This window comes from Plantibacter sp. CFBP 8804, assembly GCF_014841225.1.
Classification (GTDB): Bacteria; Actinomycetota; Actinomycetes; order Actinomycetales; family Microbacteriaceae; genus Plantibacter; species Plantibacter auratus.
Genome location: NZ_JACYTU010000006.1, coordinates 170,559 through 192,951 on the forward strand (window position 1 = coordinate 170,559; position 22,393 = coordinate 192,951).

Here is a 22,393-nt window from a genome sequence, read left to right on the forward strand (position 1 = left end):
GAGCGATACCGCTCGTGACCGACAGCCTTGGGGGGCTCCTGTGGACAGCAACGTACTCGCGATCATCGCCATTCTCGTCCTGCTCGCTATCGTCGGGCTGGGGGTGTTGAAGGGACTCGGCCGCCGGAAGATTCGGGAGACGGCGACGAACCGTCGCGCCACCAAGGTGCCGGAGATGCTGCAGGAGTTCGGGCGCTCGGTCGTCCTCGGCACGGACCCCGCCGGTGCGACCGCGCTCATCGAGGGGCTGCCGAAGCGCAAGGCCAAGTCGTTGCGGCCTGGCGTGTGGGGCATCGACTACGTCGCCAAAGACGACGTCACGATCGAGGTCCAGCCGACGGGCGCAGGTTCCGAGGTGGTGGTGACGTCGCTCACCGAGTACCTCGGCTTCCCGCAGGGCCTCGACGGCTGGCAGCGCTTCGCCACGCAGCTGGAGGAGGCGGCGAAGGCGCAGGGCGTGCCGGTGCAGCGTGGTGCTCGGGCGTTCCAGTACCTGCCGGCACCCGCGAACACCCTCGACAAGGCGCGCTGGGTGCTCGCCAAAGTCGTCGCTCGCTGAGTCACCTCTCCCGAATCGCGGCGGCGCTCACTCACCCCTCCGGAAGAGCTGCGGAGGCGCCAGCACCGTCGTGGCCGCGACCGATACCATCGGGCAATGTCCATCGCGAGGTTCGACACCGTCCTGATCAATGGCAGCGTGGGCACCGGCAAGACCTCCGCTGCCGAGGCAGTCGGTGAGGCGTTGCAGCGATGCGGCGTTTCAGGCGCGGTCATCGACGTCGACTGGTTGAGCCGGTTCTGGCCTGCATCCGAGGACGATCCGTTCCGGACCGCTCTCGCTCTCGAGAATCTGCAGGCGATCACCGCGAACTTCCGGCGCGCCGGCGCAGCGGTCGTCGTCGTCGCCACGGTGATGGAGACGCTCGACCAGCTGCAACGCACCACCGTCGCCCTCGGCTCCCCGAGGTCGCTGCACGTCCGCCTGACCCTGGATCCGGACGTCGCGCGCTCGAGGTTGGCCGGACGCCACGGTGACGACGCGGCAGCGCTCAGCTGGCACACGCGGCGTCACCCCGAACTGGCGGGCATTCTTGAGCGGGCCGCATTCACCGACGACATGCGCATCGACACGACTCATAAACGGCCCAGGGAGGTCGCTCGAGAGATCCTCTCGGCAATCGTCGCCGGTCCCTGAGCTTGTCGAAGGGCTGGGAGCCCTCGTCTGGTCCCTGAGCCTCCCTCCGGTCCCTGAGCCTCCCTCCGGTCCCTGAGCCTGTCGAAGGGCCCGCCGACCGCCCGCTCGCCTACAGGTTCCCGAGATAGGCCAGGCGCTCGCCGCCGAGTTCGACCGCCAGCGCCCGCTGCCGCTTCACCCGCCGCCACCGCACGATGAAGAGCACCGTCCCGATGGCCGTGAGCACGAGACTGACGCCGAGCATGATCGGTCCGGTCGCGCCGAGCTCCTCCGGGTCGACGGACAGGAGGGCACCCGCGAGGACACCGACGCCGCCGAGGCAGGTGCCGGCGTACGCCCCGGCCGCGAACAGGCGCGACGCGGGGATCGGGCCGAGGAAGTGCTGCAAGAGCACGGGCGGGAGTCCGCGGCGGCGTTGTTCCGGGCCGCGTCGATCGAGCCACTCGAGCGAGAAGCGCTGGGCGATGTGGATCTCGCGTGCCCGCGCGATGCCACCGACGATCCACGCGATGAACGCCAGTAGCGCGGATCCGACGACCGCGACAGCGACGAGCGCGTTCGCGTCGGACGGCAGGAGGCGGTCGATGACCCCTTCCGCGATGGCCGCCCCGAAGATCGCGAGCAGGCCGATGCCGGCGAGCCCGATGAGGATCCGGTCGCAGACCTTCCGGAGGGTGCGTGCGCCGACCGTCTCCGGAATCGGTTGCAGGTGGACGACGTCGTCGTCGTCCGCGAGCCAGGACCGCACCCGAGCCTGGTCCTGTGGCGGAATCCACGACGGCAACTCGCGTCCGTCGTCCGGGTCGACAAGCGCGTCCTCTTGGCCGCCGCGATACCCATCCTGGCCGACGCGCTCCGCATCCCGATTGCCGAGCGCCCCATTCCGGTCACCGAGCTTGTCGAGGTGCACTCGGTCGACGATCTGCTCGGCGGCCAGCCGGGCCGGGTCGTCCGGTCGACGGAACCGGTCGTCGTCCGTGTCGTCGTCGACCGCCGTCGCCTCGTCCTCGTCCGCGACGACCGACCCGTACTGCGGTGCCGGCGGCACGAGGGGAGTGGGGTTCGAGGCGTCGGGCGCCGCTGGAGCCACGTCATGATGCGCGCGCACGACCTCCTCCACTGCGCCCTGTGCGGCCCGCATCGCCTCGTCCCGGATGCTCCGGCCGAGCGGCCCCGCGGCCTGGACCACCGCTTCGAGCAGCTTCACGTCGCCGGTGGACTCCACCACGGTGATGCAGTCGCCGATGAACCCGCGTCGGCCGATCATGACGTCCGAGCCCTTCCCGGCGAGGGAACGGGAGATGCGCTCTCGTCCGACGTCGAGCGGATCTTGACCGGTGTCATCGGGGATGCCGCTGCCGGCGATGAGCGCGACGAGTGGCACGAGGTCGGAGGTGGGGAGGCTCCGGAGCCACCCGCCGTTCACGATGATGCGCGCGCGTGCGCCGGTGTCGGTCGTGAGTCGCAGGCTGAGGGCCGGCGTGGTGGCGGCTGGATTGCGGGTGAGGAGTTCACCGCTCACGATCGAGCGCATCGGGATCGTCTCGCCGCCGAGGAGCGCGGTCCCGCGGACGGTGTCGACGCCGACCGGGCGGAAGGTGGTCCGGAGGTAGGACAGGCAGATGCCGGCGGTGAGGAGGAAGCAGAACGGAATGGTGATGATCGGGACGAGCGCGACGTCGAAGACGGAATCGATGATGCTCCCGAGGCCCCACCCGGCGATAGCGGCGAGGATGCCCGACAGGATGACGATGAGGACGAGGTTCGCCCGGACGGGAGGGCGGCCGATCATGGTGAAGCCGTCGTTCGTCGGTCCTGGTGCTGCGCTCACGTCGTCCTCTCGGCAGGTGGTCGCATCGACTGTTCCATGTCGGCGCCCGTCGTGTCGAGCGGGAGCCCTCCTGTGATCCCGGGCCGCACCCGCCCCCTGAACCACCTCCTCCGGTCCCTGAGACACCTCCTCCGGTCCCTGAGCGACCATCCGGGTCCCTGCGCGACCATCCGGGTCCCTGAGCTTGTCGAAGGGCGTCACCTTCCCCGGTCCCTGAGCTTGTCGAAGGGCGCGACCCTCGCTGGCCCTGAACCCCTCGCAGCACGATTCGCGTCTTCGGCTTCCGTGTTGTAGGCTCTACTTCGGCCTGCCGAGCCGAAGTTCTCTTCTCTCAGCAAGCAATGCGCCCGTAGCTCAACGGATAGAGCATCTGACTACGGATCAGAAGGTTGGGGGTTCGAATCCCTTCGGGCGCACAGAAAAAATCCCGCCTGACCAGGTAATTATTGGTCTGGCGGGATTTCTGTTTTTGGCCTAGCGGGGGCTTCATCCCACGCTTGAGGCCTACGCCACGGGGCTCTACCCAGCTGATTCGTACCGGTCGGGAGCCACGGTCCGCATCGCACCATCCATGCAACCGGCGAGCCCGATACCTGTGCGACGCTGGCCCTTGGGAAGGTAGTACTGGTTCGTCGCAGACGCGGTGTTGCCGATCCAGTACCGGCTAGTAATTCCGACGGGCCGCGGAACTACTGATGCTCCGCCAGTACCTACGATGGACGCGACGACCGAGGGAGAGCCTGTAGCTGATGGACAAGAGCATGCACCCCGACGACCGCCGTGTTGGCATCTTTCTGCATTCTTCAGATAACAACGAGCCGTTCGCCGTCGGGACACTGTGGCTCGACCCTGACCGCGGTGTGACGGCGGAGATTCCTTTCTTCCCGAACATCCAGCCCCAATTCACGACTCCCGCCAGATGGTTCGCGGACGGGCCGCCCGAGAACATTCACTTCCGAAGCGAGCACCTTCAAGTCGGAATGTTCGGCTGTACCCGCTCTCGGGTTTCGTCCCCGATGCACATCGATGTAGGCGGTCTCCGGGTTCGCGAGACAGTGCTGACGGAAAGGACAGGGCCGGTTGAAGACCCGCTGACGGTCTCGACCTTCAGTTCGCGAATTGATGGTCTGACTGAGTGGACGAGGCTCTCGTCGGTGAGCTGGTCGGGTGAGCAAGTCGAGGACGAGCGAGGGGCGCGACGACGGCGGGTCACCTACGTCATCGAACAAGCTCAGGGGCTGTCATGGGCGCAAGGTGAGGCCCGCATGTCCTTGAGTACGACCTGGCGACCAAAGGAGAACGCGCCGAGGAACGGCGTGCATATGGAGGACGATGTGGTTCTCCGGTCGAAGTTCTCCAGTCCTCGACCCATCGCGGACCATCTCGCCGAGCATCGGAAGTTCCGTGACCTCCTCCAATTCAGTTACGGAATTCCGGCATCGTTCCGCGGTCACCAAGTGCGGGACAGCCGTTTCCCGACGCTCTCCGCGGTGGGTGATGTTGTCGCGGTCGAGAGTCAGGACGTCATCTGCAGCATTACCGTCCCGGAGCACTTCCGGGAGCCGCTCGGGTCACACGCCCTGAGTTTCCCAATTGTCCGCATAGACGATGTCACCGCTGACACCCTGACGCTGTGGGCGCACAAGTACGACGAACTCAAACGGGTCATCTACCCGACCAGCGGTGTGTTGCGACGTTCCGGGCTCTTTGCCGAGGACAAAGTGCTCAACGGTGCCATGAGTGTTGAAGCACTCGGACGGCTCCTTCCTCCCGCGCCGGGAGAGGCCGCCACCTTCAGCAAACGCTCGAAGCGGAAGACCACCGCGACAGACTTCTACCGGGCGATGGACTACTTGGGTGTAGATGTCTCAGCTATCACTGAGCGCCGCAGTCATCTCGCATGGGCGATGGCGAATACGTACAACCGAGTGAAGCATGCCGACCGCGGCGACTTCCCCGAGGGCGTTCACTCTCACGTGTCCGGGATGCTGACGCTCGTGTTGGTGAGGCTCGCCCTGCTGAAGCTCTTGCTCCCGATGAGCCCGGCCATACAGAGCTTCGTCGATGGGTGGGGCTTCGGGCAGGTCGTGGAGTCGATACGGCAGCGAGGAGTGCGCGCGGATGCCTCGGGGGAGTTCGTGACCGAGAGCTGAGGCAACCTATTCCGCGCAAGCCTCCGTGAGCTTCTTCAAGCTGAGGTTCATATCGACCAGAGCATCACTCGTCGCCTGCATACTTCTTGCGTTCGTCGTATCGAGGGCCGTCAAAGACTCACCCGCACTCCCCATGTCACGACCCGCGTCCTCGAAGACTCGACCAGCCCCAGCCTTCTCTGAACTCAACAAACCCGCCCACCCCACGAGCTGTGCGCCATGCTCGGCATAGAAGGCAGCGTTCGCCGTTCGGGAGCCTAGATTCGTTGGATCAAGCGCTCCCACATCGGCCCCATATCGGGTTCCGACCTCGCTCGCATAGACGCAAGCTTCAGCCATCGACGCCGCAGGCTTGGCGTTGATGGTGAACGCCACCACCGCGAAGACGGCAGCAGCCACCACGAAGACGGCCGGCCCGACGAGCCGCTTCTTCGGATGCTTCAGGTCAGCACGGCCCCACTCATCCTCGGCGTCCAGCTCAGCCTGAATCTCCGCGTCCATGCGGGCCTGAATCCGAATCGCTTCTAGGCGTGAGACCGACTTGCTGGGTCCCCATGACGTGCCATCCCACCATCGCTGCTGGAGGTCATCCTGCGGGTCCGGATACCAACCTGGCGAAGGGGGAGGGGAGGTGCTCATTCGGGAAGCCTAACGGGAGGAAGTCAATCACCCCGAAGTCCTCTTCCTCTTCCAACTTCAGTCTCTCCCCGCCCCGGGGGTCCAATCAGACTCTTCCCCTATCGGCCCGCTTTCATCCTGATTCCAGATTTTAGAGAGACAAAGGTCTAGAGACAAAAGGAAAGAGAACGAGGCTGGGGAATAGGGTGAAGGGGTTTGTGACTGCTGAATGATGACTCCGTAGGCAGTTCTGCTCGGCGGGTAAGTTGCTTGGCTCCGCTCCTGTCCAGGGGTTCTTCTCTGTCCGAGTTCGCTAGGCTCCGAGGCATGCCCGATGAACCTCAGGATAACGCGCTGGAGTCTGAAGAGCTGGAGTCACCTGAACTGGAAAATGAGACCGGCGGCAGTCACACATCGTCGGGCGCTGGTTCGGATGTCCTCGTCTCCTCGCAGGCGGGGTCGTTGGCGAATCAGATTCTCGCGTCGAACGCGTCAGCTGGGTTCCAAGGGCTCGTTCCGAAGTTCAGTTTCCCTGTCCCGGACATACGCGACATCATGCCGCGAACGAGCTTGCTCGGCTCGCACCTGAGCGGTCTGGTCAACCCGTTGAACCCGCCGGTGCCGAAGCTTGAAGGCCTCATACCTCCGCTCAACTTCCCAACTGTGAAGCTTGAAGGTCTCGTACCAAAGTTCGCACTCACGCCGCCGCCTATCGCAATGTTCTCTGGCGTCTCCGCGTTCTCGGGTCTGTCCGGTGCGGTGAGCCCTTTCGCACCGGCCTCCAGCCGTGCATTTGAACTGATTTCGGCAAGCCTCCAGTCTGCCCTGAGCCCTCTGTTTCCGCAGATGCCTGCGGACTTCTTGGAACAGCTGCTCGCTGCGAACAACCGCATCCTTCGAGCACAGCCGCCCAATTGGTGGGAAGTGGCTATGCCGAAGGACTTGGCGGTCGCATTGGCGCTCGCTGTCGATGAGGGATTGCCGCTCGCTTGGGTGCCGCGTCCGACGACACTTGATGCCCTGCTGGAGGCCGAGACTCCTGCTGCTCGGCGAAGGGTGTTCGCCAACCGCTGGCGGTCAGTGGTGTCGGACTGCGAAGAGCACCTGGACGCGATTGGTCCAGGTGTTTGGTCACCCTACGTTGAGTTCGCGCGGAAAGCGGTGAGGGGTATTAGAGACGGACATCACGAGTTGGCTCAAGCCATGAGCGTGAGCCTTATGGACAGTGTGATGAAGCGAAAGTTCTCTGAGCGCGGCGCGAAGCGGATGATGGACCAGAACAGGCGCCCGGTGAAAATTGACCGGTTCGCTGTTCGCTCGGCTATCGTCTTTGGGGGTATCTGGGGTATTCATGGACACTATCGGCCGGGTGTCACTGCCTCCATCCCGCGCAGCTTGAACAGGAACGCAAGTGTGCATGGCGTGTCGAAGCGGCAGTACACCCGGGTGAACTCGGTGCTGGCGCTCGGGCATGTGACAAGCCTGCTTCGTCTGATAGATGATGAAGCGCAGGCTGAATAGCGAGGTGACTCGCTAATTGCACAGATATGCCCTGAATAAGAAGAGCCGAACCCCGAGCTGCTGGACACGGGTGACTGGAATGGCGTGAAACGTCCGGTTCTCGGGCGTTTGTCCTGCTGTGGTGCCGAGGGAGCTACGCCCGGCAGCTGCCCAGCGTGCCCGTGAGTGCCTGGCGGTCGGCGTCGTCGACTGTGAGGTCGTACGCCATCAGGACGAGGACGAACCGCGCCGCGTACTCACAGTGCGAGGCGGCCGCCGGTGGCATCCAATCGCCGGGGCCCGAGTCGGACTTCGACGAGTTCGTCGCGCCGTCGACGGCCTGCAGGTTGATCGGGTCGTTCGCGAACTGCTCCCGCTGCTGCTCAGTCCACGTGTTCCCGCCGTGACGCCAACCCCACGCGAGCGGGACGACGTGGTCGATCTGCACGAGCTGACTCGACCGCTCACCGCGCTGGAAGTCGATCGTCGACCCTGTGTAGAGGTCGTGTAAAACGCCGGTGAGGACGACGCAGTCGCGGGTCCCCGGCTTGAAGGTGACGTCGACGAGGTCGCGCGCCAGTACGTCGTTGCGGGTGTCGCAGCCGTTGCGGTCGATGTCGGCCCAGCGCTGACCGAACCGGTCCCGGTCGTAGCCCGTGGCGACCTGGGTTGCGGTGTCGACGTCGGCCAGCGCGTCTTCGACGGCGTCGGCCGAGACGATCAACTGCCCGGTCGCGTCCACGACAGCGAATCCGGCGGCCTCGAGCGATGCCCGTGCGCTCGGGCTGACCGCCGCGGGCGTCGGCACGAGCGACGTCGGCGTCGGTGGTCCTGGTCCGCCGAATACGATCCCGCCGTCGAACTGTGTTGCGACGAGCACCACGACGGCTGCAAGGAGCGCGACGAGCAACGCCAAGGGAGTCTTCTTCATGCTGGGGGCTCTCCTCGGGGTCTGCTCCACCAGCGTAGAGGCGGGCGCCGACACGAGGTCGCCGGACGTCAGCCCCGGTAGACGTCGCTCCGATGGCCGAGCGTGATGACGACCACGAGGAGCACACCGTCATCGATCGTGTACACGATCCGATACCTGCCAACTCTGACTCGGAAGCCGGGGCGCCCCTGCAACGCCGTGGCGCTCGGCGGGCGTGGGTTCTCCCCGAGCAGAGCGATCGCGGCCCGGATGCGTCGCTGGTCCTGATGGTCGATCCTGCGGAGCGCCTTGATCGCGGCCGGCCGCAGCTCGATGTCGTATCGACTCATTCCCAGCCGAGGTCGGCCTTCGCCTGCGCCCACGGGATGCTGTCGCCCTCCTCGGCCATCGCCGCGTCGAAGGCACGGGCGTCCTCGGCGTCTTCGAGCGCCTCCATCATCCGGTCGTACTGTTCGGGACTGATGATGACGGCCTCTGCGCGCCCGCGACGCTCCACGAACACTGCTTCGGTGTGGGATCGCGCGATGAGCTCGGAGAACTTCGCGCGAGCTTCGGTGACGTTGATCCGGGACATGTCGCAAGTGTACGTTTTGGGCCTCCGTCTGTACATGTGGGGGATGACCGTGGCATCGGCCGACGGTCTCAGGGAAGCCTAGAGAAGGTGTGCGGACGACCGAGGGCGTTCTCCACAGGGGCGCCCTTCGACAGGCTCAGGGACCGGTGGAGGTGTTCTCGGGGACTGACGGAGGTGCTCAGCGACAGGGGACTCGGGGACCGCGGCCCTTCGACAAGCTCAGGGACCGGGGGACTGCCGCTCGCGGCAGGGGCGGGATAGGGTCGAGCAGACACAGGGTGCCCCACCACGGGCGCCCGCGATCAAGGAGGATCACGTGTCAGGTAACAGAGCTGTCGCCTACAAAGCAGCGGGTGTCGTCGAGGTCATCGACATCGACTACCCCACCTTCGAACTCAAGGACGGACCGGGGGTGAACCCGGCCAACGTCGGCCGGAAAGTCCCCCACGGCGCCATCCTCAAGACCGTCGCGACCAACATCTGTGGCTCCGACCAGCACATGGTCCGCGGCCGCACCACGGCACCGCCGAACCTCGTCCTCGGACACGAGATCACCGGAGAAGTCGTCGAGGTCGGACTGGACGTCGAGTTCATCAAGGTCGGCGACATCGTCTCGGTGCCCTTCAACATCGCCTGCGGTCGCTGTCGCAACTGCAAGGAGCGCAAGACCGGCATCTGCCTCAACGTGAACCCCGACCGCCCGGGCAGTGCCTACGGCTACGTCGACATGGGTGGCTGGGTCGGCGGCCAGGCCGAGTACGTGCTCGTGCCCTACGCCGACTGGAACCTGCTGAAGTTTCCGGACCGCGACCAGGCGCTCGAGAAGATCATGGACCTCACGATGCTCTCCGACATCTTCCCGACCGGCTTCCACGGTGCGGTGACGGCGGGCGTCGGCGTCGGCTCCACCGTCTACGTGGCAGGTGCGGGACCCGTCGGCCTTGCAGCAGCGACCGGGGCCATGCTCCTCGGCGCCGCTGCGGTCATCGTCGGCGACATGAACGCCGACCGGTTGGCGCAGGCGCGGAGCTTCGGTTGCGAGACCGTCGACCTCACCAAGGGCGAGCCGGCGGAGCAGATCGAACAGATCCTCGGTGTCCCGGAGGTCGACTGCGCGGTCGACGCCGTCGGCTTCGAGGCTCGTGGCCACGGCGGTGACGCGGGTCATGAAGCCCCGGCGACCGTGCTCAACTCGCTCATGGACATCACGGCGGCCGGCGGTGCGCTCGGCATCCCCGGGCTCTACGTGACGGGTGACCCGGGCGGTATCGACGAGGCCGCGAAGAAGGGTGCGTTGTCGCTGAGCCTCGGTACCGGCTGGGCGAAGTCACTGTCGTTCACCACCGGTCAGTGCCCGGTCATGAAGTACAACCACGGCCTCATGATGGCGATCCTGCACGACAAGGTGCACATCGCGAAGAACGTCAACGCCACCGCGATCACCCTCGAGGACGCCCCGCGCGGGTACGCCGAGTTCGATGCGGGGGCTGCGCAGAAGTTCGTCCTCAACCCGAACGGGTATCTGGACGCCGCGTAGGAGGCACGGAGACATCACCGAGAGCGCCCGTTGCGTCGTCTGGAGAGCATCAGGACGACGGAACGGGCGCTTTCGGCTGCCCTTCGACAGGCTCAGGGACCGGGGGCAGCCAGCTCAGGGACCGAGAACAGCCAGCTCAGGGACCAGGCGCCGGAGGGCGGATTCATGTTGTCACCGGGAGGTCTCGACTACTGAGTTTTCACCGAAACGCGTGCTGCGAGGCATCCGGAACGGCGTTGCCTGACGAACAGCTGAGTGAACCGTGAGATCCAGTCCTCTCGGTCCGTCTCTTCAATGACGCGGAAATCGGCGGGGCCTTGGGGCCCGTCCCGTGACGAAGAGACCCCCCACTCGCACAAGGACGACCATGCAACACTCCTTCCTCGCATCCGAATCAGACCCGGAGAGCGACTCCAGCACCGGCCCGCTGCTCGGCAGTGCGAGCAGTACGGCGTCGACCGTTCCGATCCGCAAGGTCACGGTCAGCGGCGACGACCCGGCGGTCGCCCGGCAGAACTACGAGCGCGCCTACGACGGCAGTCGATTCACCGTCACCCGCGGTACCGATCCGTTTTCGTTCCAGTGGGTGTCGATCGGCGACGACCGGGTCTCGCTCCGCACCGCGACGATGACCGGGCACGTCACCGGCGAGACCCCGGGCCTCACCGACTACGTGGTCTCGTGGGTCCAGACCGGCGGCGGCTGGATCGTGCGTCGTGACGGGCAGCGGATGGAGATCCCGCGCTCGCCGTTCGTCCTCCCGTTCCACCGGCCGTACACGGTGCACCTCACCCCGCACCGGCAGAACTCCGTGCTCTTCTCTGCCCCGTACCTCGAGGACATCGCGACCGAGATCCACGCCGGCCCGAGTCAGCAGGTGTCCTTCGACCTCGAGGCGACACCGACAGCCGAGGCGATCGAGCGCTGGCGTGTGGCGTTGAACGCCTCCACTCCGGTGCTCACCGACGAGACGTCGCCTCCGCTGCTCCGCATGAACGCCCAGCGTCCGCTCGCCCTCGCGCTGCTCCAGCTCGCACCGTGGGCAGTGGTCGACCTGCCGGAGCCGCTCCGCGAGCCCTCGATGGCGCGCACCCGCCTCGCGGTCGAGTACCTGCACCATCACGCGGCGGAGCCCATCACACCAGCCGACGCGGCGAAGGCGGCTGGGCTGCACACGAGGACGCTGCAGCTCCACTGCCGTCGCGAGCTCGGTATGTCGCCGACCGCCTACCTGCGCGACATCCGCCTCGACCGCACGCGTCGCGAGCTCGCCGACAGCTCACCGCAGGAGACGACGGTCGGCGAGGTCGCGAGGAGATGGGGATTCGTCCACCTCGGACGCTTCGCTTCCGCCTACCGGAACCGCTTCGACGAGGGGCCGAGTCAGACCCTCCGCGGCTGATCGACGAACCCCGGATATCCAGAAAATGAGTGCTTCGGGACGAATCCACGATCGACCGTGAGGTTCGGGCGTGACGCGCAGTCTCATAGATGTCGCCCGGAACACGGGCACCGCGACCGGACACCCGGAACGCGAAACCGCAGTACCAGCCACCGAAGGAGCAACACCATGTCGAACACCACCGACACCGCCAACCACGCAGCCACCACCTCCACGGGCAAGAACGTCATCGCCGATGGCGTCGTCCAGAAGGTCGCCGGCATCGCAGCCCGCGAGGTCCCCGGCGTGCACGACCTCGGCGGCGGAGCAGCTCGCGCCATCGGCGCCATCCGCAACGCCATCAACGCTCAGGACCGCGGTCAGGGCGTCTCGGTCGAGGTCGGCGAGAAGCAGGTCGCCGCTGACATCGTGATCGTCGCTGAGTACCCCGTCGACCTCCAGCGCGTCGCGGACGACGTCCGTCGCAGCGTCACCGACGCGATCTCGAACGTCGTCGGCATGGACGTCACCGAGGTCAACGTCACCGTCTCCGACGTCCACATCCCGTCGGACGACGACAACGACGCTGACGAGAGCCGCGTCCAGTGACCACGACCGATCGCGGCATCCTCGTCGGAGCCGTCCTGGCACTGGCGGCCGTCGCATTCGGGTTCTGGAGCATGATCCTCGTCGCGCTGTTCATGCTGATCGGATTCGGCATCGGACGCGTCCTCGAGGGCAAGCTCGACCTGCGCGGTGTCGCCGACGCGCTCCGCGGGCGGCGGTCGTCGTGACCGCGGCGGTGACGGCCGAACAGGCCGTGCATGGTCGCAACACGATCAGCTCCCGCGCCGTGCGTCGCGTCGTGTCTGCCGTCACCGCGGAGGAACTCGGTGTGCGGGCGTCGGAGGTCTCGGTCGAGCTCTCCGACGCCCAGGGGGCCCTCACGGTCACCGCGAGCACGCCCATCCACGTGTCGCCGCTCGGCGCCGGATCCCGGACCTCGGGAACCGTCCTCGAACGCCTGGCACGCGCACAGACCAGCATCCGTGAGCGGTGCCTGGACCTGACCGGGTCGACGATCGGACGCGTCGACCTCCACATCACGGGCGCGAAGCTCGAAGAACGAAGGAGGGTGTTGTGAGCACCCCAGCCCTGTACCGCCGCGCGGTGCGTCGCGAGACCCACTCGCCGCGGTCGACGCTCGCGATCACGATCGCGATCATCCTCGCGCTCGTGCTCGCCTGGCTCGGCACCGAATCGGTCCTGGCCGCGATCGGGCAGCCGGCGCTCCTCGTCGCACCGAAGGACATCGTCACCGCGGTGCTGACCGCGGCGACCGCTCCGGCCCCGCTGCTCGTCGCCATCGGCGCGGTCGCGGCGGTCATCGGCCTCGTGCTGATCGTGCTGTCGCTGGCTCCCGCCCGCCAAGGGCGTCGCGGGTCGATCGCCGACCGCACCGCGGCCGTCGTGGACGACCGCGTGATCGCGCAGTCGCTCGCCCGCGTCGCCTCGTACGCCGGTGACATCGACCCCTCGCAGGTGAGTGTCAGCGTCGGCGCCCGGAGCGCCCGTGTCGACGTCACGCCGACGAGCGGCCGACGCGTCGACCAGCGCGAGATCCAGCAGGCCGTGGACGCGGAGGTCGCGTCCTACGACTACCGACCGGCGCTCCGCGCCAAGGTCCGCGTGAGCAGCAAGGGAACGGTGGCCTGATGAACTCCACGAATCGATTCCTCAACCGGTTCTTCATCCTCGTCGTGGGACTCGTCGTCCTCGCGGCCGGCGCGGCCCTGTCCGTGGGTGCGCTCCTGCCGGACGTGCAGCGCACGATCAGCGAGAACGCCGAGCGGGCCGTCGGACCGACGAACGACACCATCGACGCCCAGCCATGGATCCTGTGGGTCGTGGCGGTCGTCGCCCTGCTGCTCATCCTGGTCATCCTCTGGTTCGTCTTCCGGCAGGGCCGTGGGCACACCGGAACGCTGCTGCAGGTCGACGAGCAGCGGACGAAGGACACCCCGACCGGTGGTCGCGTCGTGCTCGACGTGAAGGTCGCCGAGCAGGTCCTCGAGGAGGCGATCGGGCGCAACCCCGACGTGGTCGCCGTCGACGTCACCGGCTTCCGGATCCGCAAGCAGTCCACGCTGCGCCTCACCGCACACGCTCGTCGCGGCGCCTCGCCCGTCCAGCTGCGGCGCGACATCGAGGCGGCCATCCACGAGTGGGACGGCGTCCTCGGGACGTCCACCCCGGTGGTCATCCAGATCGTCAGCGGACTGCGCACGCGGCTAGCCAGCACCAACCGGGTCGTCTGACCCGACACTCCGCGGTGCCACCGCGGCACCCGAATCGACAGCAGCAGGACCGATGCACCGCCGACGCGGTGCGAGGAGGATCGCATGAGCGACGACACGAAGCACCCGGACCAGCACCACATCCCCACCCCGGCCGAGGTCCGGGCGGAGCACCCGACGGTGCTCGTGCCCGCGCATCCCGATGACGAGGTCCGCCGCATCGAGTCGCACGACGGCGAGCACGCGGGTGGGACCGTGTCCGCCCCTGGATCGGTCGCTGCGGCGGACACGACGGTCGCTGGATCAGCGGCCGTTGAACCGGCCGTGGCCGACTCGGTCTCCGCCGAGACGCCGACGGTGACGGTGTCAGAGCCGGTGGCTTCGCCGGAACCGGCAGACGCACCGGTGGTCGAGCTCGACTCCGGCCGCCGGCGTGAGCAGGAGGCCGACGAACTCGCCCAGGTCATCGCCACGACGGCCGAGACGGTCCCCGGCGTGCACGCCCTCGGTTCCCCGACGGCCCGCGCCATCGACAGTGCCCGCACCCGCCTGCTCGGTCGCACCGCCGTCCCCGGCGTCAACGTCCTGGCCGACGACGACGTGCTGAACGTCGAGGTCTCACTGGTGGCCGAGTACCCGGCCAGCATCGACGAGGTCGCGGACACCGTCCGGGCCGACGTCGCGGCGGCGCTGGAGGCCCGCCACCCCGGACCGGTCGACATCGACATCACGGTCACCGACATCCACGGGCCGTTCGACCCGATCGAGCCCGACCCGGGCGAGGCGATCGACGGCGCGAAGGCCGCAATCGGTGACGCGACGTCCGCGGCGGGTGCTGCGATCGGCGATGCGGCGGAGGCCGCTGGAGAAGCGTTGGGCGACGCCAAGACGGCTGCAGCGGACGCGGCGGACTCGGCGCGAGCCGGAGCGGCCGACCTGGCCGACGCCGCTGGTGACGCGGTGGAGCAGCGGCCAGAGCAGCGGACCGTCCGGTCCGAGGGCGACGACGGCCGGTCGCTCGAGAACGAGCAGCCGGGCGCGGCCGCCGGTGCCGACGGCGGGCTCGTGGCTGACGGCGACGTCGCTGGTGAACCGATCGACGCGGTGGTGTCGGAATCCTCCGACGACGTGTCCGAGGAACTCGCTGAGGCCGCCCGTCAGCTGGCCACTGCGGCCGACTCGCTCGCGACCGTCGCCGAGGAGGTGACGCACGGCGCCGACCCGAACCTCGCCGACGCCGAGCCCCTCGGGGCGGCTGACGCGATCCACGACGCTCCAGCGGAAGAGCCTGCCGCAACGAGCGCTGATGCCGAACTGGTTTTGGCCCCCGAGCAGGACGGCGGCGCCGCGGCGCCCGTCGACGGTGTCCCGGAGGCGCTCGAGCCCGTCGACGAGGACACGCAGGACCAGCCTGCCCCGAAGGTCGCTGACGTCACCGAGGTGGCGGACGCCTCCGCCGAGGCAACGGCCGTCCAAGCTGCTGCGCCGACGAAGGAGCAGTGACATGCCGCTCTTCAGCCGGACCACGTCGTACGGCGCCCGCCCGCGTCCGCGTGCCGTGTGGGCCGCCGCGATCACGGGGGTCGTCCTGCTCGTCCTCATCGTCGTCGGCGTGCTGATCCCGATCCTCGGGCTCATCGGCGCCGCCGACGGCGCGACGGTCGGTGCGCTCAGGGTCCCCGTCGGCGGCATCGTGGTCGCGCTGCTCATCGGGTACGTGCTCGCGCTGCTGTTCCTGCTCGGATGCGTCCGCAGTCGCAACGGCGCACTCTCCTGGGTGCTCGCCGTCGCCGCGGTGATCTCGGCGCTCCTCGTGTCGCTGTGGCCGCTGCTGGCGGTCGCCTTCGCGGGCGTCGACCAGGCGTCTGACGTCGTCCCGTTCATCCAGGACCTCATCCGCCGGGTCACGGGCGGCTGAGCGCAGGAGATCCGCGAGGCAGCAGGAGGTTCTCCCTCAGGATCTCCTGCTGTCGCGCGGATCTCCTGTGCTCAGCTCAGGCGGCGGGTGAGGTGGACGTCGACGGTGTCGCCGATGTCCTTGCCGAGGCGCGTCCGCAGCTTCGCGCTGATGGAGAGCATGTGACCACCGGAGCCGGTCGGCATGAGGCCGACGTTCGGGAGCTCGACACCGTCGACGGTCGCGTCGACCCGGACGGATTTGCCGGTGCCGAAGAACTCGGCCGAGCCGGGCATCTCGACGCAGGACCAGACGTCGCCCTTCACATCGACGCCGATCGGCGCGGTGAAGTGGTGATCGAGCTCGGTCGGTTCGATGGCCATCAGTGGCGCCCCTCGTCGGTCGTGGTCGGCGGGGCCATTGTCGCGGCTGCGTCCGACCCGTGGCAAGGGTGGGACCAGGGACCGCCCTTCGACAGGCTCAGGGACCGCGTTTCCTACCCCGCTCCCGCCCTTCGACAGGCTCAGGGACCGCGTTTCCTACCCCGCTCCCGCCCTTCGACAGGCTCAGGGACCGTTTGTCGAAGGGTCTCCGAAAGCACTCGGCCCCTCGGCAGGCTCGCGAGGAGCACTGCCGAGGGGCCGGGAACCTCAGTTCTGGGGGAAGCCGAGGTTGATGCCGCCGTGGGAGGGGTCGAGCCAGCGGGAGGTGATGGCCTTCTGCTGGGTGAAGAACCGGACGCCCTCGGCACCGTGGGCCTTGGTGTCGCCGAACAGGGAGTCCTTCCACCCGCCGAAGGAGAACGTCGCGACCGGCACGGGGATGGGCACGTTGATGCCGATCATCCCGACCTGGATCTCGTTCTGGAACCGTCGGGCGGCGCCGCCGTCGTTGGTGAAGATCGCCGTCCCGTTGCCGAACGCACCACCGTTGATGAGCGCGACACCCGCTTCGTAGGACTGCACGCGGACGACGGCGAGGACGGGTCCGAAGATCTCCTCCGTGTACACCTTCGACGTCGTCGGGACGTTGTCGATGAGGGTCGGGCCGAGCCAGAACCCGTTCGGGTCGCCGTCGATGGGGGTGTTGCGGCCGTCGACGACGATCGTGGCGCCGTCCTGTTCGGCGATGTCGAGGTAGGACGCGACCTTGTCGCGGTGCACCTTCGTGACGAGCGGGCCCATGTCGCAGTTCCGGCGTCCGTCACCGATCCGCAGGGTCGCTGCGCGTTCGGCGATCTTGGCGATGAGCTCGTCCGCGACGGGCTCGACCGCGACGACCACGCTGATCGCCATGCAGCGCTCACCGGCGGAGCCGAAGCCGGCGTTGATGGCGGAGTCGGCGACGAGGTCGAGGTCGGCGTCGGGCAGCACGAGCATGTGGTTCTTCGCCCCGCCGAGCGCCTGGACGCGCTTGCCGTGTGCGGTGCCGGTCTCGTACACGTACTTCGCGATCGGGGTGGAACCCACGAAGGAGATCGCGCGGACGTCGGGGTGGGTGAGGAGCCCGTCGACGGCCTCCTTGTCACCGTTCAGCACCGTGAACACCCCGTCGGGGAGCCCTGCTTCCTTCCAGAGCTTCGCGAGCCAGATCGCCGCGGACGGGTCCTTCTCGCTCGGCTTCAGCACGACCGTGTTCCCGGCGGCGATCGCGATCGGGAAGAACCACATCGGCACCATCGCGGGGAAGTTGAACGGCGAGATGATCCCAACGACCCCGAGCGGCTGCTTCGTGGAGTACACGTCGACACCGGTGGAGACCTGCTCGGAGAACTCGCCCTTGAGGTGGTGCGCGAGACCGGTCGCGAACTCCACGACCTCCTGCCCACGCGTGATCTCACCCAGCGCGTCGGAGACGACCTTGCCGTGCTCCGCGGTGATGATCTCCGCCAGCTCACCCTTCTTCGCCTCGAGCAGCTCACGGAACTTGAACACGATCTGCTGACGCTTCGCGAGCGGCAGGTCGCGCCAAGCGGGGAAGGCCGCGGCAGCGGATGCGACGGCGCGGTCGATCTCCGACTGGTTCGCGAGCGCGACGTTCTTGGTGGCGACGCCGAGTGCCGGGTCGTAGACCGGGGCGGTCCGACCCGAGGTGGACGGGGCCTCGGCTCCGTCGATCCAGTGCGGGACGACCGGCAGCGAGCCGGCGTCGGAGGTGGGGGTGGTGGTCGTGGCGGTGGTGGTCATGCGGAGGGCTCCTGGGCGTCGTGGGGTGCAGGGGTGCTGAGTTCTGGCCGTGCCGGGACGGGTGCCGGGAGTCCCGACACCGAGTCCCAGAACGGGTCCGGATCGCCGCTCATGCGCGCAGCTCCCCGAGGGCGGCGTCGATGATCGCGATGCCCGAGGCGACCTCGTCGGCGGTCACGACGGCGGGCGGGACGACGTGGATGCGGTTCTCGCTGATGAACGGCAGGAGGCCGGCCTCGAGCAGGGACGACTTGAACCGACCCATCGCCGCTGCATCGAGCGGTGCGCGGGTGTCGCGGTCCTCGACGAGCTCGACCGCCCAGAACACGCCGCTGCCGCGGACCTCACCGATGAGCTCGTGGCGCTCGGCGAGGGAGCGGAGCGCGGGCCCGATGTGGTCGGCGCCGATCGCCTTGGCGTGTTCGACGACGCCCTCCTCGGCCATCGCGGTGAGCGTCGCGACGACACTCGCGGCGGCGAGCGGGTGGCCGGAGTACGTGAGCCCACCGGGGAACACCTGCTCGTCGAAGACGCGGGCGATGTGCTCGGAGACGATGACGCCACCGAGCGGCACGTAGCCGGAGTTGACGCCCTTCGCGAAAGTGATGAGGTCGGGGCGCACGTCGAACGCGTCGAACGCGAACCACTCACCGGTGCGGGCGAAGCCGGCCATGACCTCGTCGAGGATGAGCATGATGCCGTAGCGGTCGGCGATCGCGCGGACCCCCGCGAGGTAGCCGGGCGGCGGGGTCAGGATGCCGGCGGTGCCGGGGACGGTCTCGAGGAGGATCGCGGCGATCGAGCCGGGGCCTTCCGCCTGGACGGTGCGCTCGAGGTGGCGGAGGGCGCGCTCCGACTCCTCCTCCGGCGTCGTCGCCCAGAACTCGGTGCGGTAGAGGTACGGGCCGAACACATGCACGTGGCCGCGGGCGTACTCGTTGGGGATGCGGCGCCAGTCGCCCGTCGCGACGATGGCCGCGCCCGTGTTGCCGTGGTACGAGCGGTAGGTCGAGATCACCTTGTCGCGGCCGGTGGCGATGCGCGCCATGCGGATCGCGTTCTCATTCGCGTCGGCGCCGCCGTTGGTGAAGAAGACCTTCTCGAAGCCCTGGGGCGCACGCTCGAGGATGAGCCGCGCCGCCTCGGCACGGGTCGCGTTCGCCGCGGCGGGCGCGATCGTGGTGAGCTGGGCCGCCTGCTCCTGGATCGCCGCGACCACCTTCGGGTGCTGGTACCCGAGGTTCACGTTGACGAGCTGGCTGGAGAAGTCGAGGTAGTGGCGTCCGTCGTGGTCCCACACGGTGCTGCCGAGCCCACCCGCGATGGGGAGTGGCTTGAGCGTGCTCTGGGCGGACCAGGAGTGCAGGACGCGCTGGGTGTCGGCGTCGCGGACGCCGGCGTTGTCGAGGCCGGAGAGGAAGTCATTGATCACTCCTGCAGCCTGGCAATCGATGCGGCCGATGTACATGGCGGGATCGGTGATAGCTTCGGCACATGTCCACCACTTCAGTGATCGCTGGCGAGGTCGGCCGTGCGTCCTCGAACGTGTCCTTGCGCACGCTCATGGCCGAGCCGGTCTTCAAGCTCGGCCTCGTCGTCGCGGGTGACGCCGACGTCCTCGATCGCGACATCGCCTGGGTGCACAGCTCCGACCTCGGTGACCCGACACCCTGGCTGGAGCCGGGCCAGCTGCTCCTCACCGACGGCATGCAGTTCGCCGGCGAGATGAGCGACGAGCTCGCCGACCGCCGCGCCGACGAGTACGTTCGCCGCCTCTCCGCCCGGGGCGTGCTCGCGCTCGGGTTCGCCACCGGGATCATCCACGCCGACATCCCGCAGCGGCTCGTCGACGCGTGCGGGCGTCACGGGTTCACCCTGCTCGAGGTGGGGGAGCGGACCCCGTTCATCGGCATCATCCGGTTCGTCGCCGACGCGGTCGCGGCCGCGCGCGTGGCGTCGCTCGAATGGTCGCTCGCCGCCCAGCGTGCGGTCGCGAGGGCGGCGCTCCGACCCGACGGCCTGACGGCGATCCTCGCGGAGCTGGGGCAGCAGCTCGGCTGCTGGGTCGCGCTGTACGACGCGCTCGGCAACCGGGTCACCACGAGGACGCGCGAGCCGGTGCCGGAGGGTGTGGAGGCCGCCGTCGCGGAGGTGTTGCGCCGCGGGTCGCGGGCCGGCCTGCACCTCGCGGACGGAGCCGAGGGTGCGACGCTGCTGACGCTCGGTCGCCGGGGTGAGCTGCGGGGCATCCTCGCCGTCGGCTCCAGCGTGCCGCTCGACCACGCCGAGCACGACCTCGTCTCCAGCGTCATCGGCCTCGCGAGCATCGCCCTCGAGCAGCACAGCGCCCTCGACCTCGCCCGCCGACAGCTGCGCTCCGGGCTCCTCGAGCTGCTGCTCTCCGGGGACCGCGCTGTCGCCGAGCGCACCGCCCAGCGGCTCTGGGGGCCGCTGCCGCCCGACCCGATCCGCGTCGCCGTGGTCGACATCCCCGAGGGTGAGCTGGGCTTCCTCTCGGAACTCGACGTGCAGGCCGCGGCGCACGGCGGCAAGCTGTTCTTCGCCGAGCAGGACGAGCGGATCGTCATCGTGTCGAGCGACGCGGACACCGGACTCTGGGACGTCGTCGTCGGCCGCCACGGCCTGTCGGGCGGGGTGTCGGCGAGGACGAGTTGGGAGGGGTTGCGGGACGGGCTGTCCGAGGCCGAGCGGGCTCGCGCGTCGGCCGGGGAGACGCCGCGGCTCGTGCGGTACGAGGCGCTTGCCGAGCAGGGGTTGCTCGGGTTGCTGAGTGCGTCGGGCGGATCGGTGCTGGCGAATCGGCTGCTGGAGCCGTTGGGCGGGCTCGGAGCCGAGGCTCGGGCGGTCCACGTGGAGACGGCCCGGGCGTGGTTGGAGGCCAACTGCGTGACCGATCAGGCGGCTGGCCGCCTCGGGATCCACCGGCAGACCCTCCGCGCGCGCATCGGCACGCTGGAGTCGCTGCTCGACCTCGACCTCTCGCGCTTCGGCGACCGTGCAGAGCTGTGGAGCGCCCTCCAGCTCACCGACGGCTGAAGGATTCGCGCGTCGTGCACCGTCGTTCCCAGAGTCACCCCTTCGGTCCCTGAGCTTGTCGAAGGGCGGTGGTCATCGGGGCGGGACTGCACTTCGATGGGCTCAGTGACCGGATGGGGCTCAGAGAGCGGGGGAGGGCCTCGGTGGGGGCTGTCGATCGACGAGCGTCAGTGCACGAGTTGGCTCACACGTTGCACCGAGACGCCGAAGACGGCCGCGGCGTCGCTCTGGCTGGCTCCCTTGGCGATGAGGCTCAGGACGGCCTCGCGGCGCTTCCGCGCTGCCTCGCGCACCTGCTCGCGTGCCTGCTCTTCAAGGGTGTTGGATTCGCTCCAGAGGCCGACCGCCTCGTCCCGGACCGTCACAACGACGTCCCCGTCGTAGTCATCGAGATCGAGCCACAGGGCCGCGACGTCGCGGGCAGCTGAAGCGATGTCCTTGAACCGCTTCGCTGAGCCCATGGCGACGATCCGGTGTCCCGCGCCTCGGGGGGAGTCGGTGGTGAGTGCGGGGATCTCGAACGTCCACCACTTGCCGTCGAGGTAGGTCACGACGTCGAGCGTCTTGGTCATGGTTGCTGCGGTCATTTGCTGGCCTCCTGATTGTCTATCGGTGCGGTCGAGCGGTGCGGTGCGCTACTTCCACCCGCTCGGCGCATCCGGGAACATCTCGATGAGCTGCTTCACGATTCCGGCCGACACCTCGTGATGTGGAATCGTCAGGTACTCGCGACCGTTCTCGGGATTCCCCCATTTCTCGTGGGAGCCCTTCTGCTGCCGGAGCAGCACCCAGCCTTTCGAGCTGAGGAACTTCACCACATCGCGGTACTTCTGTGGCCTCGGCATAATCTTACTCAAGCCCCCCATTGATTTCAAGATGAAGAGGGGGCTAGAGATTTAAAGCCACTGACGCAATTCGACCGTGCTCCAGACTGACGAGCCTCGCCCTCCTCGAAAGGCTAGCTCGCGACGTCATCGCATCTGATCGGGTGCGCACGCCCTGTGGACAACGGGAGTGATGCACGCCCTGTGGGGGACGTTCGGCCACTGAGCTTGTCGAGGTGCGTAAGAGGCACTTCGACAAGCTCAGTGAGCGGCATCTACGCGATGCGGATGAGCTTCTTGTTTACGAACTCGTCCATGGCGGGCTTGCCTATCTCGCGGCCGGTGCCGGAGCGCTTCACGCCGCCGAAGGGCAGCTCCGCCGCGTCGCCGAGGACGAGGTTGATCCACACCA

25 protein-coding genes, 1 tRNA gene and 1 pseudogene are annotated in these 22,393 nt (G+C 68.0%); 15 read left to right on the forward strand and 12 right to left on the reverse strand.

The window, feature by feature from the left end; translation table 11 throughout:
- Positions 1 to 40 precede the first annotated feature (40 nt).
- Together IFU11_RS12995 and IFU11_RS13000 are read left to right on the forward strand one after the other, a co-directional pair.
- Complete coding sequence (locus IFU11_RS12995) at positions 41 to 559, forward strand: hypothetical protein (protein ID WP_191941928.1); 519 nt, start codon at positions 41 to 43, stop codon at positions 557 to 559.
- A gap of 96 nt (positions 560 to 655) precedes the next feature.
- Positions 656 to 1,195 (forward strand): AAA family ATPase, encoded by a 540-nt coding sequence (locus IFU11_RS13000; RefSeq protein WP_192019191.1) that lies wholly within the window; start codon positions 656 to 658, stop codon positions 1,193 to 1,195.
- Positions 1,196 to 1,304: 109 nt separating this feature from the next.
- Here the strand turns inward: IFU11_RS13000 and IFU11_RS13005 are convergent, their stop codons facing one another.
- Positions 1,305 to 3,026 (reverse strand): hypothetical protein, encoded by a 1,722-nt coding sequence (locus IFU11_RS13005; protein WP_192019192.1) that lies wholly within the window; start codon positions 3,024 to 3,026, stop codon positions 1,305 to 1,307.
- Positions 3,027 to 3,369: 343 nt separating this feature from the next.
- On the opposite strand from IFU11_RS13005, the gene IFU11_RS13010 reads away from it, so the two are divergent.
- Positions 3,370 to 3,442, forward strand: a tRNA-Arg gene (locus IFU11_RS13010).
- 333 nt (positions 3,443 to 3,775) lie between these two features.
- On the forward strand, positions 3,776 to 5,179 hold the full coding sequence (locus IFU11_RS13015; protein WP_192019193.1) for an ApeA N-terminal domain 1-containing protein: 1,404 nt from the start codon (positions 3,776 to 3,778) through the stop codon (positions 5,177 to 5,179).
- 6 nt (positions 5,180 to 5,185) lie between these two features.
- On the opposite strand, the gene IFU11_RS13020 is transcribed toward IFU11_RS13015, so the two are convergent.
- Positions 5,186 to 5,680 carry a hypothetical protein gene (locus tag IFU11_RS13020; RefSeq protein ID WP_228501926.1) on the reverse strand — a complete coding sequence of 165 codons (495 nt, stop codon included), beginning with the start codon at positions 5,678 to 5,680 and terminating at the stop codon, positions 5,186 to 5,188.
- Between the two features lie 54 nt (positions 5,681 to 5,734).
- Positions 5,735 to 5,818: pseudogene (locus IFU11_RS20800) on the reverse strand (DUF2510 domain-containing protein); the annotation flags it as partial.
- Positions 5,819 to 6,124: 306 nt separating this feature from the next.
- On the opposite strand from IFU11_RS20800, the gene IFU11_RS13025 reads away from it, so the two are divergent.
- Positions 6,125 to 7,318: a hypothetical protein gene (locus IFU11_RS13025; RefSeq protein WP_192019195.1), complete on the forward strand. Its 1,194-nt coding sequence runs from the start codon at positions 6,125 to 6,127 to the stop codon at positions 7,316 to 7,318.
- A 133-nt stretch (positions 7,319 to 7,451) separates the two neighbouring features.
- Here the strand turns inward: IFU11_RS13025 and IFU11_RS13030 are convergent, their stop codons facing one another.
- The 3 genes from IFU11_RS13030 to IFU11_RS13040 form a co-directional block, all read right to left on the reverse strand.
- Positions 7,452 to 8,228, reverse strand: a complete 777-nt coding sequence (locus IFU11_RS13030) for an HNH endonuclease family protein (protein ID WP_192019196.1) — start codon at positions 8,226 to 8,228, stop codon at positions 7,452 to 7,454.
- A 68-nt stretch (positions 8,229 to 8,296) separates the two neighbouring features.
- Entirely contained in the window at positions 8,297 to 8,557 is a 261-nt protein-coding gene (locus IFU11_RS13035; RefSeq protein WP_085513761.1) for a type II toxin-antitoxin system RelE family toxin, read from the reverse strand.
- Positions 8,554 to 8,802 (reverse strand): type II toxin-antitoxin system Phd/YefM family antitoxin, encoded by a 249-nt coding sequence (locus tag IFU11_RS13040; RefSeq protein WP_064296825.1) that lies wholly within the window; start codon positions 8,800 to 8,802, stop codon positions 8,554 to 8,556. Before IFU11_RS13040 ends, IFU11_RS13035 begins: the two co-directional genes overlap by 4 nt.
- A gap of 316 nt (positions 8,803 to 9,118) precedes the next feature.
- Between IFU11_RS13040 and fdhA the strand changes: the two genes are divergently transcribed.
- The 9 genes from fdhA (at position 9,119) to IFU11_RS13085 (ending at position 15,935) form a co-directional block, all read left to right on the forward strand.
- Positions 9,119 to 10,339 carry a formaldehyde dehydrogenase, glutathione-independent gene (fdhA, locus tag IFU11_RS13045; protein ID WP_192019197.1) on the forward strand — a complete coding sequence of 407 codons (1,221 nt, stop codon included), beginning with the start codon at positions 9,119 to 9,121 and terminating at the stop codon, positions 10,337 to 10,339.
- 367 nt (positions 10,340 to 10,706) lie between these two features.
- A complete protein-coding gene (locus tag IFU11_RS13050; protein WP_192019198.1) occupies positions 10,707 to 11,741 on the forward strand; it encodes a helix-turn-helix transcriptional regulator in 1,035 nt (344 codons plus the stop codon).
- Between the two features lie 168 nt (positions 11,742 to 11,909).
- The gene (locus tag IFU11_RS13055) at positions 11,910 to 12,329 is read left to right on the forward strand and encodes an Asp23/Gls24 family envelope stress response protein (protein WP_079706516.1); all 420 of its coding nucleotides are present in this window, start codon (positions 11,910 to 11,912) and stop codon (positions 12,327 to 12,329) included.
- Entirely contained in the window at positions 12,326 to 12,514 is a 189-nt protein-coding gene (locus tag IFU11_RS13060; RefSeq protein WP_064296821.1) for a DUF2273 domain-containing protein, read from the forward strand. The genes IFU11_RS13055 and IFU11_RS13060 overlap by 4 nt, the downstream gene beginning before the upstream one ends.
- Positions 12,511 to 12,864, forward strand: coding sequence for a hypothetical protein (locus IFU11_RS13065; RefSeq protein WP_064296820.1), 354 nt, complete (start codon positions 12,511 to 12,513; stop codon positions 12,862 to 12,864). The genes IFU11_RS13060 and IFU11_RS13065 overlap by 4 nt, the downstream gene beginning before the upstream one ends.
- Complete coding sequence (locus IFU11_RS13070) at positions 12,861 to 13,436, forward strand: DUF6286 domain-containing protein (protein ID WP_192019199.1); 576 nt, start codon at positions 12,861 to 12,863, stop codon at positions 13,434 to 13,436. The genes IFU11_RS13065 and IFU11_RS13070 overlap by 4 nt, the downstream gene beginning before the upstream one ends.
- Positions 13,436 to 14,038: a hypothetical protein gene (locus IFU11_RS13075; RefSeq protein WP_192019200.1), complete on the forward strand. Its 603-nt coding sequence runs from the start codon at positions 13,436 to 13,438 to the stop codon at positions 14,036 to 14,038. Before IFU11_RS13070 ends, IFU11_RS13075 begins: the two co-directional genes overlap by 1 nt.
- 84 nt (positions 14,039 to 14,122) lie before the next feature.
- The gene (locus tag IFU11_RS13080; protein ID WP_192019201.1) at positions 14,123 to 15,520 is read left to right on the forward strand and encodes an Asp23/Gls24 family envelope stress response protein; all 1,398 of its coding nucleotides are present in this window, start codon (positions 14,123 to 14,125) and stop codon (positions 15,518 to 15,520) included.
- A 1-nt stretch (position 15,521) separates the two neighbouring features.
- Positions 15,522 to 15,935: a hypothetical protein gene (locus tag IFU11_RS13085; RefSeq protein ID WP_192019202.1), complete on the forward strand. Its 414-nt coding sequence runs from the start codon at positions 15,522 to 15,524 to the stop codon at positions 15,933 to 15,935.
- Between the two features lie 71 nt (positions 15,936 to 16,006).
- Here the strand turns inward: IFU11_RS13085 and IFU11_RS13090 are convergent, their stop codons facing one another.
- The 3 genes from IFU11_RS13090 to IFU11_RS13100 form a co-directional block, all read right to left on the reverse strand.
- A complete protein-coding gene (locus IFU11_RS13090) occupies positions 16,007 to 16,297 on the reverse strand; it encodes a DUF1905 domain-containing protein (RefSeq protein ID WP_192019203.1) in 291 nt (96 codons plus the stop codon).
- Between the two features lie 267 nt (positions 16,298 to 16,564).
- On the reverse strand, positions 16,565 to 18,100 hold the full coding sequence (locus IFU11_RS13095) for a CoA-acylating methylmalonate-semialdehyde dehydrogenase (protein WP_192019204.1): 1,536 nt from the start codon (positions 18,098 to 18,100) through the stop codon (positions 16,565 to 16,567).
- Between the two features lie 109 nt (positions 18,101 to 18,209).
- Positions 18,210 to 19,532, reverse strand: a complete 1,323-nt coding sequence (locus IFU11_RS13100) for an aspartate aminotransferase family protein (RefSeq protein ID WP_371742782.1) — start codon at positions 19,530 to 19,532, stop codon at positions 18,210 to 18,212.
- A 62-nt stretch (positions 19,533 to 19,594) separates the two neighbouring features.
- On the opposite strand from IFU11_RS13100, the gene IFU11_RS13105 reads away from it, so the two are divergent.
- The gene (locus IFU11_RS13105; protein WP_192019206.1) at positions 19,595 to 21,157 is read left to right on the forward strand and encodes a PucR family transcriptional regulator; all 1,563 of its coding nucleotides are present in this window, start codon (positions 19,595 to 19,597) and stop codon (positions 21,155 to 21,157) included.
- A gap of 167 nt (positions 21,158 to 21,324) precedes the next feature.
- On the opposite strand, the gene IFU11_RS13110 is transcribed toward IFU11_RS13105, so the two are convergent.
- The 3 genes from IFU11_RS13110 to IFU11_RS13120 form a co-directional block, all read right to left on the reverse strand.
- Entirely contained in the window at positions 21,325 to 21,744 is a 420-nt protein-coding gene (locus tag IFU11_RS13110) for a helix-turn-helix domain-containing protein (protein WP_192019207.1), read from the reverse strand.
- Between the two features lie 48 nt (positions 21,745 to 21,792).
- Positions 21,793 to 22,002, reverse strand: a complete 210-nt coding sequence (locus IFU11_RS13115; protein WP_192019208.1) for a type II toxin-antitoxin system HicA family toxin — start codon at positions 22,000 to 22,002, stop codon at positions 21,793 to 21,795.
- A gap of 254 nt (positions 22,003 to 22,256) precedes the next feature.
- Positions 22,257 to 22,393 (reverse strand): aldehyde dehydrogenase family protein (locus IFU11_RS13120; protein WP_192019209.1); only part of this gene is annotated, 137 nt, incomplete at its 5' end.

Excerpts from the sequence above, each read along its gene's own strand:
- IFU11_RS13050 (WP_192019198.1), top strand. The coding sequence starts at position 10,707 with ATGCAACACTCCTTCCTCGCATCCGAATCAGACCCGGAGAGCGACTCC.
- IFU11_RS13000 (WP_192019191.1), top strand. The coding sequence starts at position 656 with ATGTCCATCGCGAGGTTCGACACCGTCCTGATCAATGGCAGCGTGGGC.
- IFU11_RS13015 (WP_192019193.1), top strand. The coding sequence starts at position 3,776 with ATGGACAAGAGCATGCACCCCGACGACCGCCGTGTTGGCATCTTTCTG.
- IFU11_RS13055 (WP_079706516.1), top strand. The coding sequence starts at position 11,910 with ATGTCGAACACCACCGACACCGCCAACCACGCAGCCACCACCTCCACG.
- IFU11_RS13025 (WP_192019195.1), top strand. The coding sequence starts at position 6,125 with ATGCCCGATGAACCTCAGGATAACGCGCTGGAGTCTGAAGAGCTGGAG.
- IFU11_RS13115 (WP_192019208.1), bottom strand. The coding sequence starts at position 22,002 with ATGCCGAGGCCACAGAAGTACCGCGATGTGGTGAAGTTCCTCAGCTCG.
- IFU11_RS13110 (WP_192019207.1), bottom strand. The coding sequence starts at position 21,744 with ATGACCGCAGCAACCATGACCAAGACGCTCGACGTCGTGACCTACCTC.
- IFU11_RS13075 (WP_192019200.1), top strand. The coding sequence starts at position 13,436 with ATGAACTCCACGAATCGATTCCTCAACCGGTTCTTCATCCTCGTCGTG.
- IFU11_RS13040 (WP_064296825.1), bottom strand. The coding sequence starts at position 8,802 with ATGTCCCGGATCAACGTCACCGAAGCTCGCGCGAAGTTCTCCGAGCTC.
- IFU11_RS13035 (WP_085513761.1), bottom strand. The coding sequence starts at position 8,557 with ATGAGTCGATACGACATCGAGCTGCGGCCGGCCGCGATCAAGGCGCTC.
- IFU11_RS13090 (WP_192019203.1), bottom strand. The coding sequence starts at position 16,297 with ATGGCCATCGAACCGACCGAGCTCGATCACCACTTCACCGCGCCGATC.
- IFU11_RS13020 (WP_228501926.1), bottom strand. The coding sequence starts at position 5,680 with ATGGACGCGGAGATTCAGGCTGAGCTGGACGCCGAGGATGAGTGGGGC.
- IFU11_RS13080 (WP_192019201.1), top strand. The coding sequence starts at position 14,123 with ATGAGCGACGACACGAAGCACCCGGACCAGCACCACATCCCCACCCCG.
- IFU11_RS13030 (WP_192019196.1), bottom strand. The coding sequence starts at position 8,228 with ATGAAGAAGACTCCCTTGGCGTTGCTCGTCGCGCTCCTTGCAGCCGTC.
- IFU11_RS13095 (WP_192019204.1), bottom strand. The coding sequence starts at position 18,100 with ATGACCACCACCGCCACGACCACCACCCCCACCTCCGACGCCGGCTCG.
- IFU11_RS13105 (WP_192019206.1), top strand. The coding sequence starts at position 19,595 with ATGTCCACCACTTCAGTGATCGCTGGCGAGGTCGGCCGTGCGTCCTCG.
- IFU11_RS13085 (WP_192019202.1), top strand. The coding sequence starts at position 15,522 with ATGCCGCTCTTCAGCCGGACCACGTCGTACGGCGCCCGCCCGCGTCCG.